Annotated in this window: 16 protein-coding genes and 4 tRNA genes; 3 read left to right on the forward strand and 17 right to left on the reverse strand. The window is 56.2% G+C overall.

The genetic code is table 11. The features are described 5' to 3' along the window. Positions 1 to 308: 308 nt before the first annotated feature. Both HU811_RS09575 and HU811_RS09580 read left to right on the forward strand, forming a co-directional pair. Positions 309 to 1394 carry a type I restriction endonuclease gene (locus HU811_RS09575; RefSeq protein ID WP_186655482.1) on the forward strand — a complete coding sequence of 362 codons (1086 nt, stop codon included), beginning with the start codon at positions 309 to 311 and terminating at the stop codon, positions 1392 to 1394. A 134-nt stretch (positions 1395 to 1528) separates the two neighbouring features. Beyond that, positions 1529 to 2491 carry a hypothetical protein gene (locus HU811_RS09580; RefSeq protein ID WP_186655484.1) on the forward strand — a complete coding sequence of 321 codons (963 nt, stop codon included), beginning with the start codon at positions 1529 to 1531 and terminating at the stop codon, positions 2489 to 2491. A 222-nt stretch (positions 2492 to 2713) separates the two neighbouring features. Here the strand turns inward: HU811_RS09580 and HU811_RS09585 are convergent, their stop codons facing one another. The 5 genes from HU811_RS09585 to HU811_RS09605 all read right to left on the reverse strand — a co-directional run bounded on the left by HU811_RS09585 (position 2714) and on the right by HU811_RS09605 (position 7554). Next, a complete protein-coding gene (locus tag HU811_RS09585) occupies positions 2714 to 4663 on the reverse strand; it encodes a DEAD/DEAH box helicase family protein (RefSeq protein ID WP_092400427.1) in 1950 nt (649 codons plus the stop codon). Positions 4664 to 4698: 35 nt separating this feature from the next. Continuing rightward, positions 4699 to 5070 (reverse strand): hypothetical protein, encoded by a 372-nt coding sequence (locus HU811_RS09590; RefSeq protein ID WP_186655485.1) that lies wholly within the window; start codon positions 5068 to 5070, stop codon positions 4699 to 4701. Positions 5071 to 5325: 255 nt separating this feature from the next. Continuing rightward, positions 5326 to 6378 (reverse strand): reverse transcriptase family protein, encoded by a 1053-nt coding sequence (locus HU811_RS09595; protein ID WP_186655487.1) that lies wholly within the window; start codon positions 6376 to 6378, stop codon positions 5326 to 5328. A 75-nt stretch (positions 6379 to 6453) separates the two neighbouring features. Then, positions 6454 to 6705 (reverse strand): hypothetical protein, encoded by a 252-nt coding sequence (locus HU811_RS09600; protein ID WP_186655489.1) that lies wholly within the window; start codon positions 6703 to 6705, stop codon positions 6454 to 6456. Between the two features lie 772 nt (positions 6706 to 7477). After that, positions 7478 to 7554 (reverse strand) — tRNA-Val (locus HU811_RS09605). A 183-nt stretch (positions 7555 to 7737) separates the two neighbouring features. Between HU811_RS09605 and HU811_RS09610 the strand changes: the two genes are divergently transcribed. Continuing rightward, complete coding sequence (locus HU811_RS09610; protein ID WP_186655491.1) at positions 7738 to 9021, forward strand: NAD(P)/FAD-dependent oxidoreductase; 1284 nt, start codon at positions 7738 to 7740, stop codon at positions 9019 to 9021. A 208-nt stretch (positions 9022 to 9229) separates the two neighbouring features. Here HU811_RS09610 and HU811_RS09615 read toward each other — a convergent pair. From HU811_RS09615 to truA, 12 genes are all read right to left on the reverse strand, one after another. Then, positions 9230 to 9306 (reverse strand) — tRNA-Asp (locus tag HU811_RS09615). 89 nt (positions 9307 to 9395) lie between these two features. Then, positions 9396 to 9472: transfer RNA gene (locus HU811_RS09620), tRNA-Asp, on the reverse strand. Between the two features lie 58 nt (positions 9473 to 9530). Beyond that, a tRNA-Val gene (locus HU811_RS09625) sits at positions 9531 to 9606 on the reverse strand. A 155-nt stretch (positions 9607 to 9761) separates the two neighbouring features. After that, positions 9762 to 10535 carry an SDR family oxidoreductase gene (locus HU811_RS09630; protein WP_092400417.1) on the reverse strand — a complete coding sequence of 258 codons (774 nt, stop codon included), beginning with the start codon at positions 10533 to 10535 and terminating at the stop codon, positions 9762 to 9764. Next, positions 10532 to 11743, reverse strand: a complete 1212-nt coding sequence (locus HU811_RS09635; RefSeq protein WP_092456865.1) for an O-succinylhomoserine sulfhydrylase — start codon at positions 11741 to 11743, stop codon at positions 10532 to 10534. Before HU811_RS09635 ends, HU811_RS09630 begins: the two co-directional genes overlap by 4 nt. A gap of 56 nt (positions 11744 to 11799) precedes the next feature. Next, on the reverse strand, positions 11800 to 13305 hold the full coding sequence (purF, locus tag HU811_RS09640) for an amidophosphoribosyltransferase (protein ID WP_047229235.1): 1506 nt from the start codon (positions 13303 to 13305) through the stop codon (positions 11800 to 11802). Positions 13306 to 13346: 41 nt separating this feature from the next. After that, positions 13347 to 13907 carry a CvpA family protein gene (locus HU811_RS09645; protein ID WP_039593931.1) on the reverse strand — a complete coding sequence of 187 codons (561 nt, stop codon included), beginning with the start codon at positions 13905 to 13907 and terminating at the stop codon, positions 13347 to 13349. A 99-nt stretch (positions 13908 to 14006) separates the two neighbouring features. Then, positions 14007 to 14675: an SPOR domain-containing protein gene (locus HU811_RS09650; protein ID WP_186655493.1), complete on the reverse strand. Its 669-nt coding sequence runs from the start codon at positions 14673 to 14675 to the stop codon at positions 14007 to 14009. After that, complete coding sequence (folC, locus tag HU811_RS09655) at positions 14659 to 15966, reverse strand: bifunctional tetrahydrofolate synthase/dihydrofolate synthase (protein ID WP_186655495.1); 1308 nt, start codon at positions 15964 to 15966, stop codon at positions 14659 to 14661. The genes HU811_RS09650 and folC overlap by 17 nt, the downstream gene beginning before the upstream one ends. Beyond that, on the reverse strand, positions 15963 to 16883 hold the full coding sequence (accD, locus tag HU811_RS09660; RefSeq protein WP_047229238.1) for an acetyl-CoA carboxylase, carboxyltransferase subunit beta: 921 nt from the start codon (positions 16881 to 16883) through the stop codon (positions 15963 to 15965). Before accD ends, folC begins: the two co-directional genes overlap by 4 nt. A gap of 265 nt (positions 16884 to 17148) precedes the next feature. Then, entirely contained in the window at positions 17149 to 17772 is a 624-nt protein-coding gene (locus HU811_RS09665; RefSeq protein WP_092400407.1) for a phosphoribosylanthranilate isomerase, read from the reverse strand. A gap of 62 nt (positions 17773 to 17834) precedes the next feature. After that, complete coding sequence (truA, locus tag HU811_RS09670; protein ID WP_047229296.1) at positions 17835 to 18659, reverse strand: tRNA pseudouridine(38-40) synthase TruA; 825 nt, start codon at positions 18657 to 18659, stop codon at positions 17835 to 17837. Between the last annotated feature and the right edge of the window lie 152 nt (positions 18660 to 18811).

Below are 18811 nucleotides of genomic sequence, written 5' to 3' on the forward strand. Positions count from 1 at the left end.
CCCGGTCGCTGTGTGCAGCGACATTCAGAGCGTAACGTGACAGAAAACTTCCGACGAGAGGCTTAGGGCCAGAATAGTGCTTTTGATGGGATTTTCAGAAATTTTCTACACAAGGACTGAATAGTCATGAGAGATGGCATCGGAGCGCTCAGCATTGCCTTGACTCTATCCTTGCCTTGGCTGTTTCTCTCATCCTTAAACTGTTTGGACATCCACCATGGACAAAAATCCAGTATCGAGTAGTTCTAACAAGTAGTAGCGTTGAGCCTCTATTGGCCCATTCGGGAAAATGGCTACGGAGCTAGGAAATGGAATTTATAGAACGCTTGAACGCAATGTCGGCGAAGGTGAATCAGTTAGCATCAACAATCCAAACTGAGGAAGCAACTAAAACCGCTTTTGTAATGCCATTCATTCATACAGTGCTTGGCTATGACGTTTTCGACCCATCCGAAGTCGTACCCGAATATATATGTGACATTGGTACAAAAAAAGGTGAAAAAATTGATTACGCGATCCTAAAAAATGGCCAAATCCAGATTCTTATTGAAACTAAAAAAATTGGCGAGTCACTAAATATAAATCACGCAAGTCAGTTATTCAGATACTTCCATGTTACTACCGCCAGAATATCAATCTTAACGAACGGAAGATTCTATAGATTCTTCACCGACTTAGATGCCCCCAACAAAATGGATGAAAAACCATTTTTGGAGATAGACCTGTTAGATATCGACGAACACGTGATACCAGAGTTGCAAAAGCTCACAAAATCAGCGTTTGATGTTGAATCAATTATTAACGCAGCAGGTGAATTAAAGTACGTAGGGCAGATAAAAAGGGAAATGGCCTCCCAGTTCACCCAGCCCGACGACGACTTTGTGCGTTTCTTTGCCTCTCGAATCTATGAAGGTGTGATCACTCAAAAAGTAAGAGAGCAGTTCGCGCTCCTAACCAAAAAAGCAGCCTCTCAGTTCCTAAACGATCAAATTAACGATCGCTTGAAGTCCGCAATCAGCGGCGTTCCATTACAGACTCCAGCTGAACGGGTTGTATCCGAGAGCCAGCCCGAAACAAATGATACGCCTGAGGATAGAGTCCTTACTACGATGGAAGAGCTGGAGGGCTTCCATATCATAAAGGCGATAGTGCGCACAGTAATTGACTCGAAGCGAATCGTGCACAGAGACACTCAGAGCTACTTTGGAATTTTATTGGACGACAATAATCGAAAGCCTATTGCAAGACTTCACTTTAATAGAACCCAAAAATACCTGGGTGTTTTTGATAAAGAAAAAAACGAAACTCGACATCCTATCAATTCGCTCGATGAGATTTATGAATTCTCAGACTCGCTAAAAGAGACAATCACCTTCTATCAGGGACAAGTTTAAAATAATGGATTCCGGTCCTTTCCTATAAAAAGGACTGGAATAAACGGAGAAACCTGGGGGCAGACCTAGACATTCCATTTCTTCCCCCCTCGTACTGTGATCCGTACCGTTTTCACCCGAATGGAGCAGCAGACTTGATCGAAGATTTCACCACAACTATCAAAGCCCAGCTTTACGAGCGCGTAAGCAGCCCCCTCTTGAGTTCATTCATTATCTCTTGGTGCGGTTGGAACTACAAATTTTTACTTATACTTATATCCAGCCTACACACCCCCGAAAAAATAATATATATCGATTTAAATATATTCCCAAACACTCAAAGCATAGTAATCCACGGCATTGCACTCCCACTGATAACGAGTCTCCTCTTGATATTTGTATACCCCATACCAGCAGAGTATATTTATAGACATGTAAAAACAACACAGCGCCGTCTAAAAGAAATACAACAATCTATCGATGATGAAAGCCCAATTTCCAAAGTGCAAGCTCGTAAAATCAGAAGAGAGTCTCTTGAAAGCCAACTAAAATATGAATCCGAAATTGATTCAAAAACCCTAGAAAACACAAGACTAAGAGAGATAATTTCAGAGCTACAACTTTCAAAAGACAACAATCCTATCACCACAACATCACTCGACCACCCAAGCGATGACTTAGGTGAGAGCCCCACCAATGTTGATTCAAAAATCTCCGCAGCCGAAATAATAGCAGATGTAGCAAGCAACAATACAGAACTCGAACAACACGTAAAAAAAGAAACACCTAATAAAATAGAAACTCCACACAAACAACCTAACGACACCCTGAGCGTGTCCCCAAACCATGATACAACCCCTCTTGATAGCTTCATCAAAGAAAGCATTCTTGAATACATTGCCGAACTCTTCCCACTTCTCAGCTCAGAACTTAACGTAACAGCAAGAAATGGCAAATTAAATATAGACATTGCAAACAATACAGGCACGATGACAACCTATATTACTGCCCACTACACTTTCGAAACAGCAATTGAGGTTCTTGAATCATGTAAATCGGCTCTTGCTGCGGATCAGATAAAAAGTCGAAAAAATCGGGATAATCCACCAAAGAACTAGGGACAGACCACAACCTGCGGGAAAGCGGACAGATTTATTTCTAGCCGACAGCTAGTTGATCCAAGCAAATTCATTCGATGAAAGCTTGTAGCGCAGCGAAGGAGAAATAAATTTTTCCCCTTTTTTTTTCGAACTAGCCAAAACGGCTTCAGCCCAGCGAAATAAATCTGTTCCCTTTTCCCTACAGCTCAGGAGTATGTTGCATTAGATTCAACGCGATTATCAGCGAATAAAGTCTTCGCGAAACTTCTGAATGTCGTGATGTACAAGCCAGTCATGTATTTTATAAGGAACATAAAGCCTCTGCTTGGCTCGGGAGATAGCGATGTAGACGGCACAGATCCGCTGATCGAATTCATAGGCGTCCTTGAACATCGACGTTGTGAGTAACCCCGGGGTCAGGAGCACATAATCGAACTCCATGCCTCCGGCCTCTTCTGCTCTCATCAACATGCAGCTTTTGCCAGGCTGACCTACTAGGATGCTCATTTGAGTGACGTCTGCCACCCTAAAACCTTTTTCCAGCTCGGCCTCTACCCATAGAAACGAGTCGTCGTACTGGTTCGCTTCTCGCACCTGCTGCCAATGCGTCCACTCGTTGAAAAACCGATGTGCTGCGTCCTCATTCTGTTGGTGAAAGCGCGGATTGAACAAACCGATAGCAGTGGTCATGAAACGCCAAAGGCTGTTCTGCTCATGACTAGAGTAGAAGCTAAATGCGCATTTCAGGTCGCGCAATTGGATAGCCCACTTCATGGTGTCCCACAAAGAAGCCGTGAGTACAACGCATTCCTCTGGCGGTACGAATGCCTCCGGATACTCCTCAATGCCGACGTCGGCATGGCGAGCACCTTCGAAAGGCTCCTTGGTCTTTCTTGAGTGCCGGGAAATTAACGGATTGACCAGATGCTCGATGTTACGCCCAGAGCGCACCGAGAAACCGATGGTGCTCTGTCGAACCGATTGCCTACGGGCGACGACGTCGCTTCCTGCATGCTGGTACTCGTCCCCCAAGGTAACCAGCACCTGACGTCCGCGTTCTAGAATCTGAAGCAACGAGGCTGGAACATCTTGGCTTTCGTCGATAAGCACATGCGAATAGCGAGGCGACACCACGCAACCTTCCAGACTGGCGCACTTGATCATCATTAACACTTCGAAGCCAGTGCGGCGTCCCCATTCCGGATTTGCTTGAATGTAAGTCCACAGCCGGCTCGAATACTCCAGCAGCACCATGGAATCGGTTTTGGATAGGAACTTGTGTAGCTCAGGCATGTGTTTAGCCGACAAGGTGTAGTCCCGCGACCGGCAATAGAGCTCCAACATTCTCAAGCAGATATCCATCGTCGCCAGTGTATCGTACGATCCCAACCCGACGATGTTCAGCTGTTGGGCGAGCATTTGCTTGCTTGGCCCTACTCCTGCATTTACAGGACGAACGATTCGGCGGTGAAGCAGTACCAATGCGAACTTGCGAAAAGTGCTGCAGGTCAATTCACGGCTGCTGTTTTTCATTCGCTTGCGCAGGGTTGCAAGCTTTTCCTCAGTGTGCGCCAGTACTAGTGTCGTCTTCGGCTGCAAGCATTCGACCAACGCCCCCATCAGGTGGCTTTTACCAATTCCCGCGTAGCCTTGCACGTGCAAGTGCTCGTCCAGATTGGCTCTAAAAGTCCTAACAAGATGATCCTGCGCACCGCTCAACCAGCGCTCATCGTGACCGATAGTAACCATCTGCCTATGGAAGGGATGATGATGGCGGACATGACGATACTTATATTCGACGTCCCACCTGCCGCTGGGCAATAGGTATTTCTGAGCAGTGACTTCATCGGCGAGCAGGAAGCGTAGCTTAGATTTCTTGATTGTTTCGATGCCAAAATAGAGTTTGCTGCGGTCGAACAAGCGTTTTGCCTCTGGCAGCAACTTTGATGTTGTCAGGCTAGGTGCGTCCACCGCCCAATCCAACAGTTTGACAAGAATTCGCTCGACAGCTGTCGGGACAAGATCCTTTTCCGTGACCTGTGCAAGGTTTTGGATGACCAGCATTGCGGCCAGCTCCGGATCTGTCAGCATGTCGAGAGCCTCTTGGGAGCCTTCGAGCAAACCTGTGCAGGTTTCTTCTGTGATGGGAAGGAAAAGAGGCGTGGATAGATCAAAGTGTTCCGGTTGCATACAACCTCATTACCAAGGCGGGTCGCATTGTAGGACTAGCCCTCATCAAATTCTTCGTCGCATTCAGAGTAATCGACCTCTCGGCCGCTTGAAAATCTGTGCAATAGCTCTGCACGCTTGACCTCGTTCGGGCTGGGCTGAGTATCGCGAACGTCTCTTAACCACCCCAATTCGATGAGCCTAGCCCGGACCACTGCAGAAGGCACCCCAAGAATGATACCCAGCTCAGCCAAAACCATGCTCGCGGCGAGAATGTTGTGCTCTTGATGATCGACATAAACGTGTCCATGGCCACGCCATTTCAGGTCGTAGAGCTCTAGAAGCGGCTTCAAATGGTGTGCCAGTACGTTCCCTCGCGCCCATCGAGCATCCACTGCTTCGTCGCACAGGTCATCAGACTCGTCCATACCCGTTCCCCCTAGAGCCAATTGCGAAATTGTTCGGAGAATATCTTAAGCGACGCAAGGTTCCTTTAGCTCCCATTAACACACATCTTAACCACGCCTCCAGCATAGTCGAGACTGCTAAGCGAACATTGAGTAGTAGCAAACGTCATGACCGCCAGCAACAGGACGGAAGACATCAAGCATCTGCATGAAACCGACCCGAAGTTTTGGCTTCACAGTGGAAAAGGGGACCGGGAAAAGGAGACAGATTTATTTCTAGCCGACATCCACTTCAACCGCTTTGGCCAAACATTCGGAGATTGCTTGCTGATACCGTTCGTGCAACGGGATCTGGCACGACCGCTTAACCACATTCAAGCGCGCCTTTAATGCCTCACCGTCTGGATGACCGCACGCCAGAAGTCTCCCTACCCGCCCCATCGCACGATGATACTTCGGCTCGAGGACAGCCCAGCCTGGCGTCGACTCGCTCATTACCTCTAACTCCTTAACTGCTGACCGTATACGCTTTCGCTCCAGCTTGGTTAGGCTTGGAGCGCCATTGAAGACACTCAATCCTGTAACCGTAAGCGGCGTGAAGGTAGCGTCATCACCTTTGATGCCCTGGCCACGGACGCGCATATGGAGTTTTGTGCGCTTCTGATGACAACCTTTAGCAGCCAACATCCCGGTGACAGTCGAAACTATGCCGGAAAGCTCCTCCGACGTAGGCTCGCGGCTACAGGAGATAGTGATATCGTCAGCGAATCGAGAATACTGGAAGCCTTGGGCCAAGAAGTCCTGCACTATCTTCGGTTCAACATTCCAGAAAATCAGGTTGGCGATGTAGCCACTCGTACTAGCCCCTTGTGGCGCACACCCGTCGCGGGTACAAATTAAAGACAGCAAGGCCGACACACTCGCTCCAAAGCCGAACAACCCGCGAAATAAGTCGTCCACTTGACTCTTCAATATGGACGGGTAGAAATTACGAATATCTTGAAGGATTACGTACCTTGCCCCCGCATGCACAGACGCATTGCTATGAATGCTCCGTGGGGACTTACGGTCCCTTATGCCTCCGTGAAGATACGCGGGGAAAATAGCTTTGGATAACACCCGGTCAACGAGCTTTCGCTGAACCCTCTTGAGTGGCTCGTGAGCATCATAAGTATCCCGCCTCTTACCTTTTTTTTCTTGAGGCACGTGGCGGTACATTCGGTCAGCACGGATCGCAAGGCGCTCTAGCAGACGCTCGCTTTCGTCAAGCGCCAAGGCTAATGCCTGGATACTGTGAATAGGCTTGAAAGGGTATGTAGGAGCGTCCATATTCCGATCCCTAAAATGAAGAAAGGCCGATACCCAGATCGGCCTTTCAGAATTCGAATGATGTGGTTTGTTGCGTCATGAGAAAACAACCTCAAGGAGTTTGCCTACGACTTCGCAGGCTCCATCCCAGTATTCCTGCTTACGCTCCCAAATTTCCAAAAGAGCTTGGCGAATCAGAAGCCCCTCGACCGCATAGCGGATTCGTGTCAACCGACTGCTTCTACCTTTGTCTCTATGAGAACGCTCACTTTCAACTGTAACGCGGGTGTCTTGGATATCGTGCTTTTTCAGAATAGTCCGAGAATGGGCTGTATTCTTTTTACGCATGGTTGTAGCTCCTTCGCCGGCGAAATTGCCGCCGCCAAAGCATTCCGGGCCGAATGGAACTTCCAAGACACCACTACAAACCACAGTTCTGCTTATTGATATTGATTTATCAATATCGATAAGCCGTCGCCGCCGTAAACTTCGTCACCGAGGAATTCATCCGTCAACACATGCCAATAGCGCTAACCGTAAAGCTTTACGCAAACGAGGAACACTTCGCCAGCGCATAAGGCAAGCGCTAACGCGGAACGTCTCGATTACGCGCGGATCAAGCATTAGGACACACACATAGGATGACCTAGGGGACTGAGTCGTTGCGGAGAGGTAGCTTTGAAGAACACCAAAGCCGGTCAGTTACCCGACCACCAACTGCAAGCCCAGAGAATTTCACCATGTTTAAAGAGCACCTGGACGGTACGCCCAGCGAATTCTTTATACCCCTAGCAAAGTCGGCTGGCAATCAAATATGTCGATGTGCCATTAAGTACTTATGAAAGCACGGGAGTACTTTGCCCCCCACCCCTGCTCCAAGACACAACATCGTCACGCCCACACCAAGGACTGTATGAATACACAGGCATGATCTTCAGAGCATTCGCTCGAGTCAGGTATAGGTAAAGATTTCACCCAAGAAATAATGCTCACAGCGTTCACATTGCCCAGTGTGAACGGACCCGATATTTTGTGAACGTTCTGCATGAAACTCCAGACGCAAAAAAGGGCCAACCTTTCGGTTGACCCTTCTAGACCGCCCAGCAGAGCGGATTTTGTTTGGTAGGCGCGATTGGACTCGAACCAACGACCCCCACCATGTCAAGGTGGTGCTCTAACCAACTGAGCTACGTGCCTGCTGTGAGGCGGCATTCTACGGAATTCCAAAGGGGTGTCAATACCTTTTTTTCACCTAACCCTATGAATATGCAAAATATTTAATTTCACCAAAGCGGCGAAGATTTGGCGGTGGCTGGCGGCTGATTTTTATCTCGGGTAGGATCGGCGCATTCGTAAAAAATATAAAACAGAGGTTGCAGAATGGCGAACACACCGTATCCAGAGTCTTATTACGCCGCGTCGGCCAATCCGGTTCCAGCTCGCCCTGCCCTGCAGGATGATGTCGAAACGGATGTTTGCGTGATCGGGGCTGGTTACACCGGCCTGTCCTCTGCGCTGTTTCTGCTGGAGAACGGCTTCAAGGTCACGGTGCTTGAGGCGGCAAAGGTCGGCTTTGGGGCTTCGGGTCGTAATGGCGGGCAGATCGTTAACAGTTACAGCCGCGACATTGATGTGATCGAGCGCAGTGTCGGGCCTCAGCAGGCGCAGTTGCTGGGCAATATGGCGTTCGAGGGTGGTCGGATCATTCGCGAGCGGGTGGCGAAGTATCAGATTCAGTGTGATTTGAAGGATGGCGGAGTGTTCGCCGCCCTTACCGCCAAGCAAATGGGCCACCTGGAGTCGCAGAAGCGTTTGTGGGAGCGTTTCGGTCATACCCAGCTTGAGTTGCTCGATCAGCGGCGTATTCGCGAGGTGGTGGCCTGCGAGGAGTATGTAGGCGGGATGCTGGATATGAGCGGTGGGCATATTCATCCGCTGAACCTGGCCTTGGGCGAAGCGGCGGCGGTGGAGTCCCTGGGCGGGGTGATTTATGAACAATCGCCGGCGGTGCGCATCGAGCGTGGCGCCAGCCCGGTGGTGCATACACCGCAGGGCAAGGTCAGGGCCAAATTCATCATCGTGGCGGGCAATGCTTACCTGGGCAATCTGGTGCCGGAGCTGGCGGCCAAGTCCATGCCTTGCGGCACGCAGGTGATTGCTACGGAACCGTTGGGCGATGAGTTCGCACATAGCCTGCTGCCTCAGGATTATTGCGTCGAAGACTGCAACTACTTGCTCGATTACTACCGACTGACGGGCGACAAGCGTCTGATTTTCGGTGGCGGCGTGGTGTATGGCGCGAGGGATCCGGCGAATATTGAAGCGATCATTCGTCCGAAGATGCTCAAGGCATTCCCGCAGCTCAAGGACGTGAAGATTGATTACGCCTGGACCGGAAATTTCCTGCTGACGTTATCGCGGCTTCCACAGGTCGGACGCCTGGGAGACAACATCTATTATTCCCAAGGCTGCAGCGGCCATGGCGTGACGTATACGCACCTGGCGGGCAAGGTCCTGGCTGAAGCGCTGCGTGGCCAGGCTGAGCGTTTTGATGCGTTTGCGGACCTGCCGCACTACCCTTTCCCCGGCGGACAGTTGTTGCGCACGCCGTTTGCGGCGATGGGGGCTTGGTATTACGGGTTGCGGGATAAATTGGGGTTCTGAAGTCGCCAACAATAAGGGCTGCTTCGCAGCCCTGCGGGGATAAATCCCCTCGCCACAGCAAGCTCCCTCGCCACGGGCCTGCTCCACTATCGTTATCCCAAAAACAAAAAACCCCGGTCTTTCGACCAGGGTTTTTGCTATCGACTAGAAGCTGGCTTTTCAACCTTCTTCTTAGCTTCAAGGCGTTCAGTGGGCCTCGAAGCAGATATGGCGCAGCGGACGGGACTCGAACCCGCGACCCCCGGCGTGACAGGCCGGTATTCTAACCGACTGAACTACCGCTGCGTATCGCTGTGGACTTGCGTCCAGTTAACTCGTCTGACCCAAACCCTGGGGCTTGAATCTCGAACCAGGTAAACCTGCTTCGGAAAATATGGCGCAGCGGACGGGACTCGAACCCGCGACCCCCGGCGTGACAGGCCGGTATTCTAACCGACTGAACTACCGCTGCGCGTCGGTGGAGGCTTTTGACAGCTTCCGTCTTGCTTTCGCAAAACTCTCGTAAAACATGGTGGGTGATGACGGGATCGAACCGCCGACATTCTGCTTGTAAGGCAGACGCTCTCCCAGCTGAGCTAATCACCCTTTGCTTCGTTGAGGCCGCGAAATTTACGCAGGTACCGAAGCTAAGTCAATAGCAGGGTTGAGTTTTTTTCAAAAACAGCTTTTGAGCGGCAAGCTTCAAGCTGCAAGTTAAAGGCGCCAACACCGCATAATCGCTCGCCCCTTGCAGCTGCTCCTCACTCATAAATCATTTTCTTGGTCATACCGCCATCCACCACGAACTCCTGGCCCGTGACAAAACCGGCGTTGCGCGACAACAGCCACGCCACCATGGCCGCCACGTCCTCCACCGTGCCGACCCTGCCCGCCGGATGCTGGGCATGGTCAGCATCCGTGAGCGGCTGCGCGCGACGCTGGGACGGGTCCCGTGCGTCGATCCAGCCGGGGCTGACAGCGTTGACCCGGATTTCCGGGCCAAGACTGATCGCCAAGGCGTGGGTCAGGGCGAGCAAGCCGCCCTTGCTCGCCGCATAGGCTTCGGTGTCGGGCTCTGATTGCGCGGCACGGGTCGAAGCCAGGTTGACGATGGCGCCATTGTGGGCACGCAGGTAAGGCGCACAATGCTTGGCCAGGAGCATAGGACCACCCAGGTTCACCGCCAGGACCCGATTCCAGTAGGCCAGATCCAGGCTTTCCAGGGTAATGTTATGGGGATCGGCGATGGCCGCGTTGCACACCAGCGCGTCAAGCCGCCCAAACTGGCCCAACACCTCGGCGATTCCCGTGGCGACTTGCGTCTCGTCCGCCACGTCCATGGTGATGAACCAGGCGTTCTCCCCCAGCGTCTTGGCGACCTTGGAGCCGCGCTCACGATCCAAGTCAGTCAGCACCACCTGCCAGCCTTCACAGATCAGCCAAGTGGCAATCCCCAGGCCGATGCCCCGCGCGGCGCCTGTCACCAGCGCTACTCGACCATGAGTGCCGCCGTGCGGCGTTGCCAGCTCGATCACAAGGCGGCCAACCCACGGGCCAGATCGGCTTGCAGGTCAGCCACGTCCTCCAGACCGACCGCGACACGGATCAGACTGTCGCGGATGCCCGCTGCTTCACGCTCCTGGGGCGAAAGGCGACCGTGGGAAGTGGTGCTCGGGTGAGTGATGGTGGTTTTGCTGTCACCCAGGTTGGCGGTGATGGAAATCAACCGGGTGGCGTCGATGAAGCGCCAGGCGCCCTCCTTGCCCCCTTTGACCTCAAAGCTCACCACTGCACCGAAACCGCGCTGCTGACGCGCGGCCAGGTCATGTTGCGGATGGCTCTTGAGGCCGGCGTAGTGCACTTTCTCGATGCCGTCCTGCTGCTCCAGCCACTCAGCCAGCAATTGGGCGTTGGCGCAATGGGCTTTCATACGCAGGCCCAGGGTTTCCAGGCCCTTGAGGAAGATCCAGGCGTTGAACGGACTCAAGGTCGGCCCGGCGGTGCGCAGGAAGCCCACCACTTCTTTCATCTGCTCGCCACGACCAGCCACCACGCCGCCCATGCAACGACCCTGGCCGTCGATGAACTTGGTCGCCGAATGCACCACCACGTCGGCACCCAGCTTCAGCGGCTGTTGCAACGCCGGCGTGCAGAAGCAGTTATCGACCACCAGCATGGCGCCCTTGGCGTGGGCGATTTCCGCCAGCGCGGCGATATCCACCAGCTCGGCCAGGGGATTGGACGGCGACTCGACAAACAGCAGCTTGGTGTTGGGCTTGATTGCCGCATCCCAACCGGACAAGTCCGCCAGGGGTACGTAATCGACTTCCACGCCGAAACGCTTGAAGTACTTTTCGAACAGGCTGATGGTCGAGCCGAAGACACTGCGCGACACCAGCACGTGGTCGCCAGCACTGCAAAAGCTCATGACCACGGCCATGATCGCCGCCATGCCAGTGGCGGTGGCCACGGCCTGCTCGGCACCTTCCAGAGCAGCGATGCGCTCTTCGAAAGCCCGCACGGTGGGGTTGGTGTAGCGCGAGTAGACGTTGCCTGGCACCTCGCCGGCAAACCGTGCCGCCGCATCGGCAGCGGTACGGAACACGTAGCTGGACGTGAAGAACATCGGATCGCCATGCTCGGCTTCCGGCGTGCGGTGCTGACCGGCGCGGACCGCCAGGGTATCGAACGCTACACCCTCAAGGTCGCTGTCCAGCCGACCGGCATCCCAATCCTGACTCATGCTGTCGCTCCTGTAGTCATTAAACGCAAACCGGCCCCTCAGGGCCGGCTTGTCACTCAGTTGTTGTACAGATCGATGATCGCGCTGACCGCCTGGGTCTTGGCCTTGGACGCATCGTTACGAGCGTTCTCGATCTTGTTCAGGTAGGCCTCATCGACGTCACCGGTGACGTACTTGCCGTCAAACACCGCGCAGTCGAATTGCTCGATCTTGATCTTGCCACCACCCACCGCTTCTATCAGGTCCGGCAGGTCCTGGTAGATCAGCCAGTCGGCGCCGATCAGGTCGGCCACTTCCTGGGTAGTGCGATTGTGGGCGATCAGCTCGTGAGCGCTCGGCATGTCGATGCCGTAGACGTTCGGATAACGCACGGCCGGCGCCGCCGAGCAGAAGTACACGTTCTTGGCACCGGCTTCACGGGCCATCTGGATGATCTGCTTGCACGTGGTTCCGCGCACGATGGAGTCGTCCACCAGCATCACGTTCTTGCCGCGAAATTCCAGTTCGATGGCGTTGAGCTTCTGGCGTACGGATTTTTTCCGCGCGGCCTGGCCGGGCATGATGAAAGTACGGCCAATGTAACGGTTCTTCACGAAGCCTTCGCGGAACTTGACGCCCAGGTGATTCGCCAGCTCCAGGGCCGCGGTGCGGCTGGTGTCCGGGATCGGGATGACCACGTCGATGTCGTGGTCCGGCCGCTCGCGCAAGATCTTGTCGGCCAGTTTCTCGCCCATGCGCAGGCGGGCCTTATAGACCGAGATACCGTCGATGATCGAGTCCGGGCGTGCCAGGTAAACGTGCTCGAAGATGCACGGGGTCAGGCTCGGATTGGTCGCGCACTGGCGGGTGAACAACTTGCCGTCTTCGGTGATGTAGACCGCTTCGCCCGGGGCCAGGTCGCGAATCAGGGTGAAACCCAGCACGTCCAGGGACACGCTTTCGGAGGCAATCATGTACTCGACGCCTTCGTCGGTGTGACGCTGGCCGAACACGATCGGACGAATGCCATGGGGATCGCGGAAACCGACGATGCCGTAACCGGTGATCATTGCCACGACCGAGTAGCCGCCGACGCAACGGTTATGCACGTCAGTCACGGCGGCGAACACGTCTTCTTCGGTCGGCTGCAGCTTGCCGCGCTGGGCCAACTCATGGGCGAAGACGTTGAGCATCACTTCCGAGTCGGAGTTGGTATTGACGTGGCGCAGGTCCGATTCGTAGATCTCCTTGGCCAACTGCTCGACGTTGGTCAGGTTGCCGTTGTGCGCCAACGTGATGCCATACGGCGAGTTGACGTAGAACGGCTGGGCTTCGGCCGAGGTAGAGCTGCCCGCTGTTGGGTAGCGCACATGGCCAATGCCCATGTGGCCGACCAGGCGCTGCATGTGACGCTGATGGAACACGTCACGCACCAGCCCGTTGTCCTTGCGCAGGAATAACCGGCCGTCATGGCTGGTCACGATACCGGCAGCGTCCTGGCCGCGGTGCTGGAGCACGGTTAGCGCGTCATACAGCGCCTGATTGACGTTCGACTTACCGACGATACCGACGATGCCACACATGCGACACAACCCCTACTTAATGGATCTGAACTGAACAACACTCACTGCGGCGTTTTGGCCATCGGCAAGAGTTGTTCCTTGAACGGTATTTCAGCGGGTACGCTGATACCGCTGGCAAGCCACTGACTGCTCCAACCCAGGATCAGGTTCTTGGACCAGTCTGCGACCAATAGAAATTGTGGCACGAGCCGGGACTCCTGCCACCACGTATCCTGCTGTACCGGCCCCAGGCTCAATAGCCCGACGGCCACGACCACCAGCAACGCGCCACGCGCCGCGCCGAAGGCCATGCCCAGGAACCGGTCTGTCCCGGAAAGCCCGGTGACGCGAATCAGTTCGCCGATCAGGTAGTTGATCATTGCGCCGACCAGCAAGGTGGCGATAAACAAGATGGCACAGCCCGCGATCACGCGGGCCGACGGGGTTTCAATGTATCCGGCGAGGTACTGGGACAACGAACCACCAAACATCCAGGCTACGACCCCCGCGATGATCCAGGTCAGCAGCGAGAGGGCTTCCTTGACGAAGCCGCGGCTCAGACTGATCAATGCGGAGATGGCGACGATTGCAACGATCGCCCAGTCAACCCAGGTAAATGGCACGGTGCAGCCTACAGACGGATAAGGCGGCGCATTTTAGCAGAGGCCAGAGCTGTCGGTAAGCTGCGATTGTCAGTGTGATTCAAATCAGGCAAACCGCTGTTAGCCGCGCTCAGGCTGAAAACGCACGACAAACCCCTTGAGGTTCTGCTGCCGACTGAGCAGGTCCCGCAGCCGGTCGGCCTCGGCACGCTCGATCAGCGGCCCCACAAATACGCGATTCTTGCCATCGGCGGTGCGGATATAAGCGTTGTAACCCTGGCTGCGCAGGGTTTTCTGCAGCTTTTCAGCACTCTCACGATTGCTCAGGCTGGCCAACTGAACGGACCAACTGACCGACAGACCGTTGGCGTCCACGCGGCTTTGCGTGGTATCCGGCTTGGCCGGGGCTGCGGTAATCGGCTGGGTCGGCGCCGGCTTGGCCACCGGTGCTGTCGGGGCTGGAGCGACTGCCGGCTTGCTCGGAGCCGGTGCTGGCGTGGCGGGAGCCGCCGGGGCAGGCTCGATCGGCAGGGAAGGCGCAGGTTGCTCGGCCAGCTCCTCGTCGCTCGGAACGGGTTCCTGGGGTAGCGCTTCAGGTTCAGGCACCACCACCGGCTCGACCTGCACGGGCGCAATAGACGGCGCCGGAGGGGCAGCCGGAGCGTCGACCGTAACCTGGCGCTGCTCATCCTGACGAGAAAACAGCATCGGCAGGAAAATCACCGCCAAGGCCACCAATACCAGGGCCCCCACCATGCGCTGCTTGTACGCCTTATCCAGCAATGCCATCTGCAGCTTCCTCCGTGGAGCGCCGGGCCAGCCATTGAAGGGCCTCGGCAACACAAAAAAATGATCCGAACAGCAGGATCTCATCGTCGACCGTCGCCAGGGCGCACTGCCCTTCCAGCGCCGCGGCCACGCTGTCATAAGTCTCTACGCAAGCCCCACGACGCTGCAAGGCTTCCCGTAACTCGGCAGCCGGGCGCGAGCGCGGTGAATCCAGTGGTGCTACCGCCCAATGCTGGACACTAGCACCCAACGCATCGACAACGCCATCCAGATCCTTGTCGCCGAGCAGCCCAAACACCGCCAGGCGGCGCCCGGCTACCGGCCGCCGCGCCAGGCGCTCGGCCAGATACTGCGCCGCATGAGGATTGTGGCCGACATCAAGCAGCAGATTCAGGCGCTTGCCGTGCCAATCGAACTGGCGGCGATCGAGACGACCGACGACGCGAGTCGCTTGCAACGCTTCGATAATTTGTCCGGCATGCCATGGCAAGTCCAGCAACAGGTAAGCCTGGAGCGCCAGCGCGGCGTTCTCCATCGGCAGCTCCAGCAGCGGCAAATCGCGCAACTCCACCGGATTGCCCCGGGCGTCACTGCCCCGCCATTGCCAATGCTGCTCAGTCATTGCCAGGTCAAAATCCCGCCCGCGCAAAAAGAACGGGCAGCCCAACTCACGGACTTTGTCCAGCAGCGGCTGAGGGGGATTGAGGTCACCACAGAGCGCAGGCGCGCCCGGGCGGAAGATGCCGGCCTTCTCGAAGGCGACGGACTCACGGGTGTCACCCAGATAATCGGTATGGTCCACACCGATACTGGTGACCAGCGCAACGTCCGCATCCACCAGATTGACAGCATCGAGCCGGCCACCCAGGCCGACTTCAAGCACCACGGCATCAAGACCGGCACCCGCGAACAGCCAGAACGCTGCCAGCGTGCCCATCTCGAAATAGGTCAGGGAAATCTCGCCCCGCCCGGCTTCCACCGCAGCAAAGGCTTCGCACAGCTCGGCGTCAGAGGCTTCGACGCCGTTGACCTGCACCCGCTCGTTGTAACGCAACAGGTGCGGCGAACTGTAGACACCGACGCTCAACCCCTGGGCCCGCAACAGCGAGGCCACGAAGGCGCAGGTCGAACCCTTGCCATTGGTGCCGGTAACGGTGATGACCCGGGGCGCCGGCTTGGCCAGTCCCATGCGGGACGTTACCGCTTGCGAGCGCTCCAGCCCCATGTCGATGGCCGACGGATGCAACTGCTCAAGGTAGGCAAGCCAATCGCCCAGGGTACGTTGGGTCATATGTTCGCTGGCACCGGCGGCACCACGATCGGTTCGATGGGGGCGGCGACGAATTTCGGCGTCGGCAGGCCCATCAGTTGCGCCAGCAGGTTGCCCAGACGCGGACGCAATTCCTGGCGGTGGATGATCATGTCGATGGCGCCGTGCTCCAGCAGGAACTCACTGCGCTGGAAGCCTTCCGGCAATTTTTCGCGCACGGTCTGCTCGATAACGCGCGGGCCGGCAAAACCGATCAGCGCCTTCGGCTCGCCAACGATCACATCGCCCAGCATCGCCAGGCTGGCGGAAACGCCGCCGTAGACCGGATCGGTCAGCACCGAGATGAACGGAATGCCTTCTTCACGCAGACGCGCCAGCACCGCGGAGGTCTTGGCCATTTGCATCAGGGAGATCAGCGCTTCCTGCATACGTGCACCGCCGGAAGCGGCAAAGCAGATCATCGGGCAACGGTTTTCCAGGGCATGGTTGGCGGCACGCACGAAGCGCTCACCGACGATGGCTCCCATGGAACCGCCCATGAAGGAGAATTCGAACGCCGAAACCACCACTGGCATGCCCAGCAGGGTGCCGCTCATGGACACCAGGGCGTCTTTTTCGCCGGTCTGCTTCTGGGCCGCGGTCAGGCGATCCTTGTACTTCTTGCCGTCGCGAAATTTCAGGCGGTCCACCGGCTCCAGGTCGGCGCCCAGCTCAACACGGCCTTCGGCGTCCAGGAAGATGTCGATACGGGCACGCGCGCCGATGCGCATGTGGTGGTTGCACTTGGGGCAAACGTCCAGGGTCTTTTCCAGCTCAGGACGGTACAGCACCGCTTCGCAGGATGGACATTTGTGCCACAGACCTTCAGGCACCGAGCTTTTCTTCACCTCGGAACGCATGATCGAAGGGATCAGTTTGTCTACCAACCAGTTGCTCATGCTTTCTTTCTCCAGTACCGGTGACCCGAACACTCTGGTTCGCGGTCCCGCGTATGCCCTTGAGCTAAATTCATTGTGCGGCGAGGTTCGAGGGACCACCACGATCAGCGCGAAACATGACCTGCGTGCAGCCCAACTTCCTCAGCCATCCCGGCCACCGCGATACTGCGGTGGCCACTACGCTATTGGCCCACCCGGAGGCGGTGCCTGCCTGCTTTGTACAGTGCTGGTATGGACGGCGGCAGTCTGCCAGCCGTCACATTGACTACTGGCTGCTGCGTACAGCGGCCATGAACGCACGAATCCGGGCCGGATCCTTGATGCCCTTGCTTTGCTCCACCCCGCCGCTGACGTCTACCGCGTAAGGGCGAACCTGACGGATGGCTTCGGCCACGTTTTGCGCCGTCAGCCCACCGGCGAGAATAATCGGTTTGCTCAGGCCCTGGGGCACCAGCGACCAATCGAATGCTTCACCAGTCCCACCGGGAACGCCTTCCACATAGGTGTCCAGCAGTATGCCACTGGCACCGGCAAAGGCATCGCAACTGGCCGCGATGTCATCACCGGCCTTGACCCGCAACGCCTTGATGTACGGACGATGCCAGCCCTCGCAATCGGCCGGTGCCTCATCTCCGTGAAACTGCAACAGGGCCAGCGGCACCGCATCGAGTATCTCGCCCAGCTCACAACGACTGGCGTTGACGAACAGGCCGACGGGGGTCACGAACGGCGGCAAGGCCCGGATGATCGCCCTCGCCTGCTGCACCGTCACCGCGCGCGGGCTCTTGGCATAAAACACCAGCCCGATGGCGTCGGCACCCGCCTCCACCGCCGCCAGCGCGTCCTCGACGCGGGTGATCCCGCAAATCTTGCTGCGAACGGCCGGCATGTCGTCAAAACCTCAGGCAAATCCGTGAAAGTCCCGGATGGTAGCAAATGCTGCGCAGGGCGTCAGCCGTCGAGTTCCGAGAAGCCCGTGAGGAAATGTGGCCCGATGTAACGCTGCGGCAGCTCGAATTCATCGTGGTATTCGACCTGCACCAGGTACAGGCCAAACGGGTGCGCGGTCACTCCACCGGAACGCCGGATGCGGCTTTCGAGCACTTCCTTGATCCACTCCACCGGCCGCTCACCGGCACCGATGGTCATCAGTACGCCCGCGATGTTGCGCACCATGTGATGCAGGAAGGCGCTGGCACGGATGTCGAGCACGATCATTTTGCCGTGGCGGGTCACCCGCAGGTGATGCAGCTCCTTGATCGGCGACTTGGCCTGGCACTGGCCGGCGCGAAAGGCACTGAAATCATGAACACCGACCAGGTACTGCGCGGCTTCAGCCATGCGCTCGACGTCCAGCGGACGGTGGTTCCAAGTGATTTCTTCGTTCAGATGCGCGGGGCGGATCTGGTCGTTGTAGATCACATAGCGATAACGCCGGGCGATGGCCTTGAAGCGTGCATGAAAATGCGCCGGCATTGCCTTGGCCCAACTGACACTGACGTCGTGAGGCAAGTTGATGTTGGCCCCCATGACCCAGGCCTTCATCGAACGCTCGACCTGGGTGTCGAAATGCACCACCTGGCCGCAGGCGTGCACGCCGGCATCGGTACGGCCGGCGCAATGCAGCGACACGGGCGAATCAGCGACTTTGGACAGCGCGTTTTCGAGGGTTTCCTGCACCGTCGCCACCCCGGAGGCCTGGCGCTGCCAGCCACGATAGCGCGAGCCCTTGTATTCAACGCCCAGGGCGATCCGGAAAAAGCCGTCGGCCGCCATTTCGGCGGCCGGGTTGTCTATGTTTGCCAAGGAATTACAGCCTGCTGAAGTACGCAAAGGCGGGCATTATAAGGCGCACGGGAGGGGATGCCAGTCCAACCGATAGACATGTGTTGAATGCACTGGCGCAATCGCGAGCAGGCTCGCTCCCA

This window comes from Pseudomonas tehranensis (genome assembly GCF_014268615.1).
Taxonomy (GTDB): Bacteria; Pseudomonadota; Gammaproteobacteria; order Pseudomonadales; family Pseudomonadaceae; genus Aquipseudomonas; species Aquipseudomonas tehranensis.

Excerpts from the sequence above, each read along its gene's own strand:
- HU811_RS09600 (WP_186655489.1), bottom strand. The coding sequence starts at position 6,705 with ATGCGTAAAAAGAATACAGCCCATTCTCGGACTATTCTGAAAAAGCAC.
- HU811_RS09575 (WP_186655482.1), top strand. The coding sequence starts at position 309 with ATGGAATTTATAGAACGCTTGAACGCAATGTCGGCGAAGGTGAATCAG.
- HU811_RS09650 (WP_186655493.1), bottom strand. The coding sequence starts at position 14,675 with ATGGCATTGCTGGATAAGGCGTACAAGCAGCGCATGGTGGGGGCCCTG.
- folC (WP_186655495.1), bottom strand. The coding sequence starts at position 15,966 with ATGACCCAACGTACCCTGGGCGATTGGCTTGCCTACCTTGAGCAGTTG.
- purF (WP_047229235.1), bottom strand. The coding sequence starts at position 13,305 with ATGTGTGGCATCGTCGGTATCGTCGGTAAGTCGAACGTCAATCAGGCG.
- accD (WP_047229238.1), bottom strand. The coding sequence starts at position 16,883 with ATGAGCAACTGGTTGGTAGACAAACTGATCCCTTCGATCATGCGTTCC.
- HU811_RS09595 (WP_186655487.1), bottom strand. The coding sequence starts at position 6,378 with ATGGACGCTCCTACATACCCTTTCAAGCCTATTCACAGTATCCAGGCA.
- HU811_RS09635 (WP_092456865.1), bottom strand. The coding sequence starts at position 11,743 with ATGAGTCAGGATTGGGATGCCGGTCGGCTGGACAGCGACCTTGAGGGT.
- HU811_RS09610 (WP_186655491.1), top strand. The coding sequence starts at position 7,738 with ATGGCGAACACACCGTATCCAGAGTCTTATTACGCCGCGTCGGCCAAT.
- HU811_RS09590 (WP_186655485.1), bottom strand. The coding sequence starts at position 5,070 with ATGGACGAGTCTGATGACCTGTGCGACGAAGCAGTGGATGCTCGATGG.
- HU811_RS09585 (WP_092400427.1), bottom strand. The coding sequence starts at position 4,663 with ATGCAACCGGAACACTTTGATCTATCCACGCCTCTTTTCCTTCCCATC.
- truA (WP_047229296.1), bottom strand. The coding sequence starts at position 18,659 with ATGGCGGCCGACGGCTTTTTCCGGATCGCCCTGGGCGTTGAATACAAG.
- HU811_RS09665 (WP_092400407.1), bottom strand. The coding sequence starts at position 17,772 with ATGCCGGCCGTTCGCAGCAAGATTTGCGGGATCACCCGCGTCGAGGAC.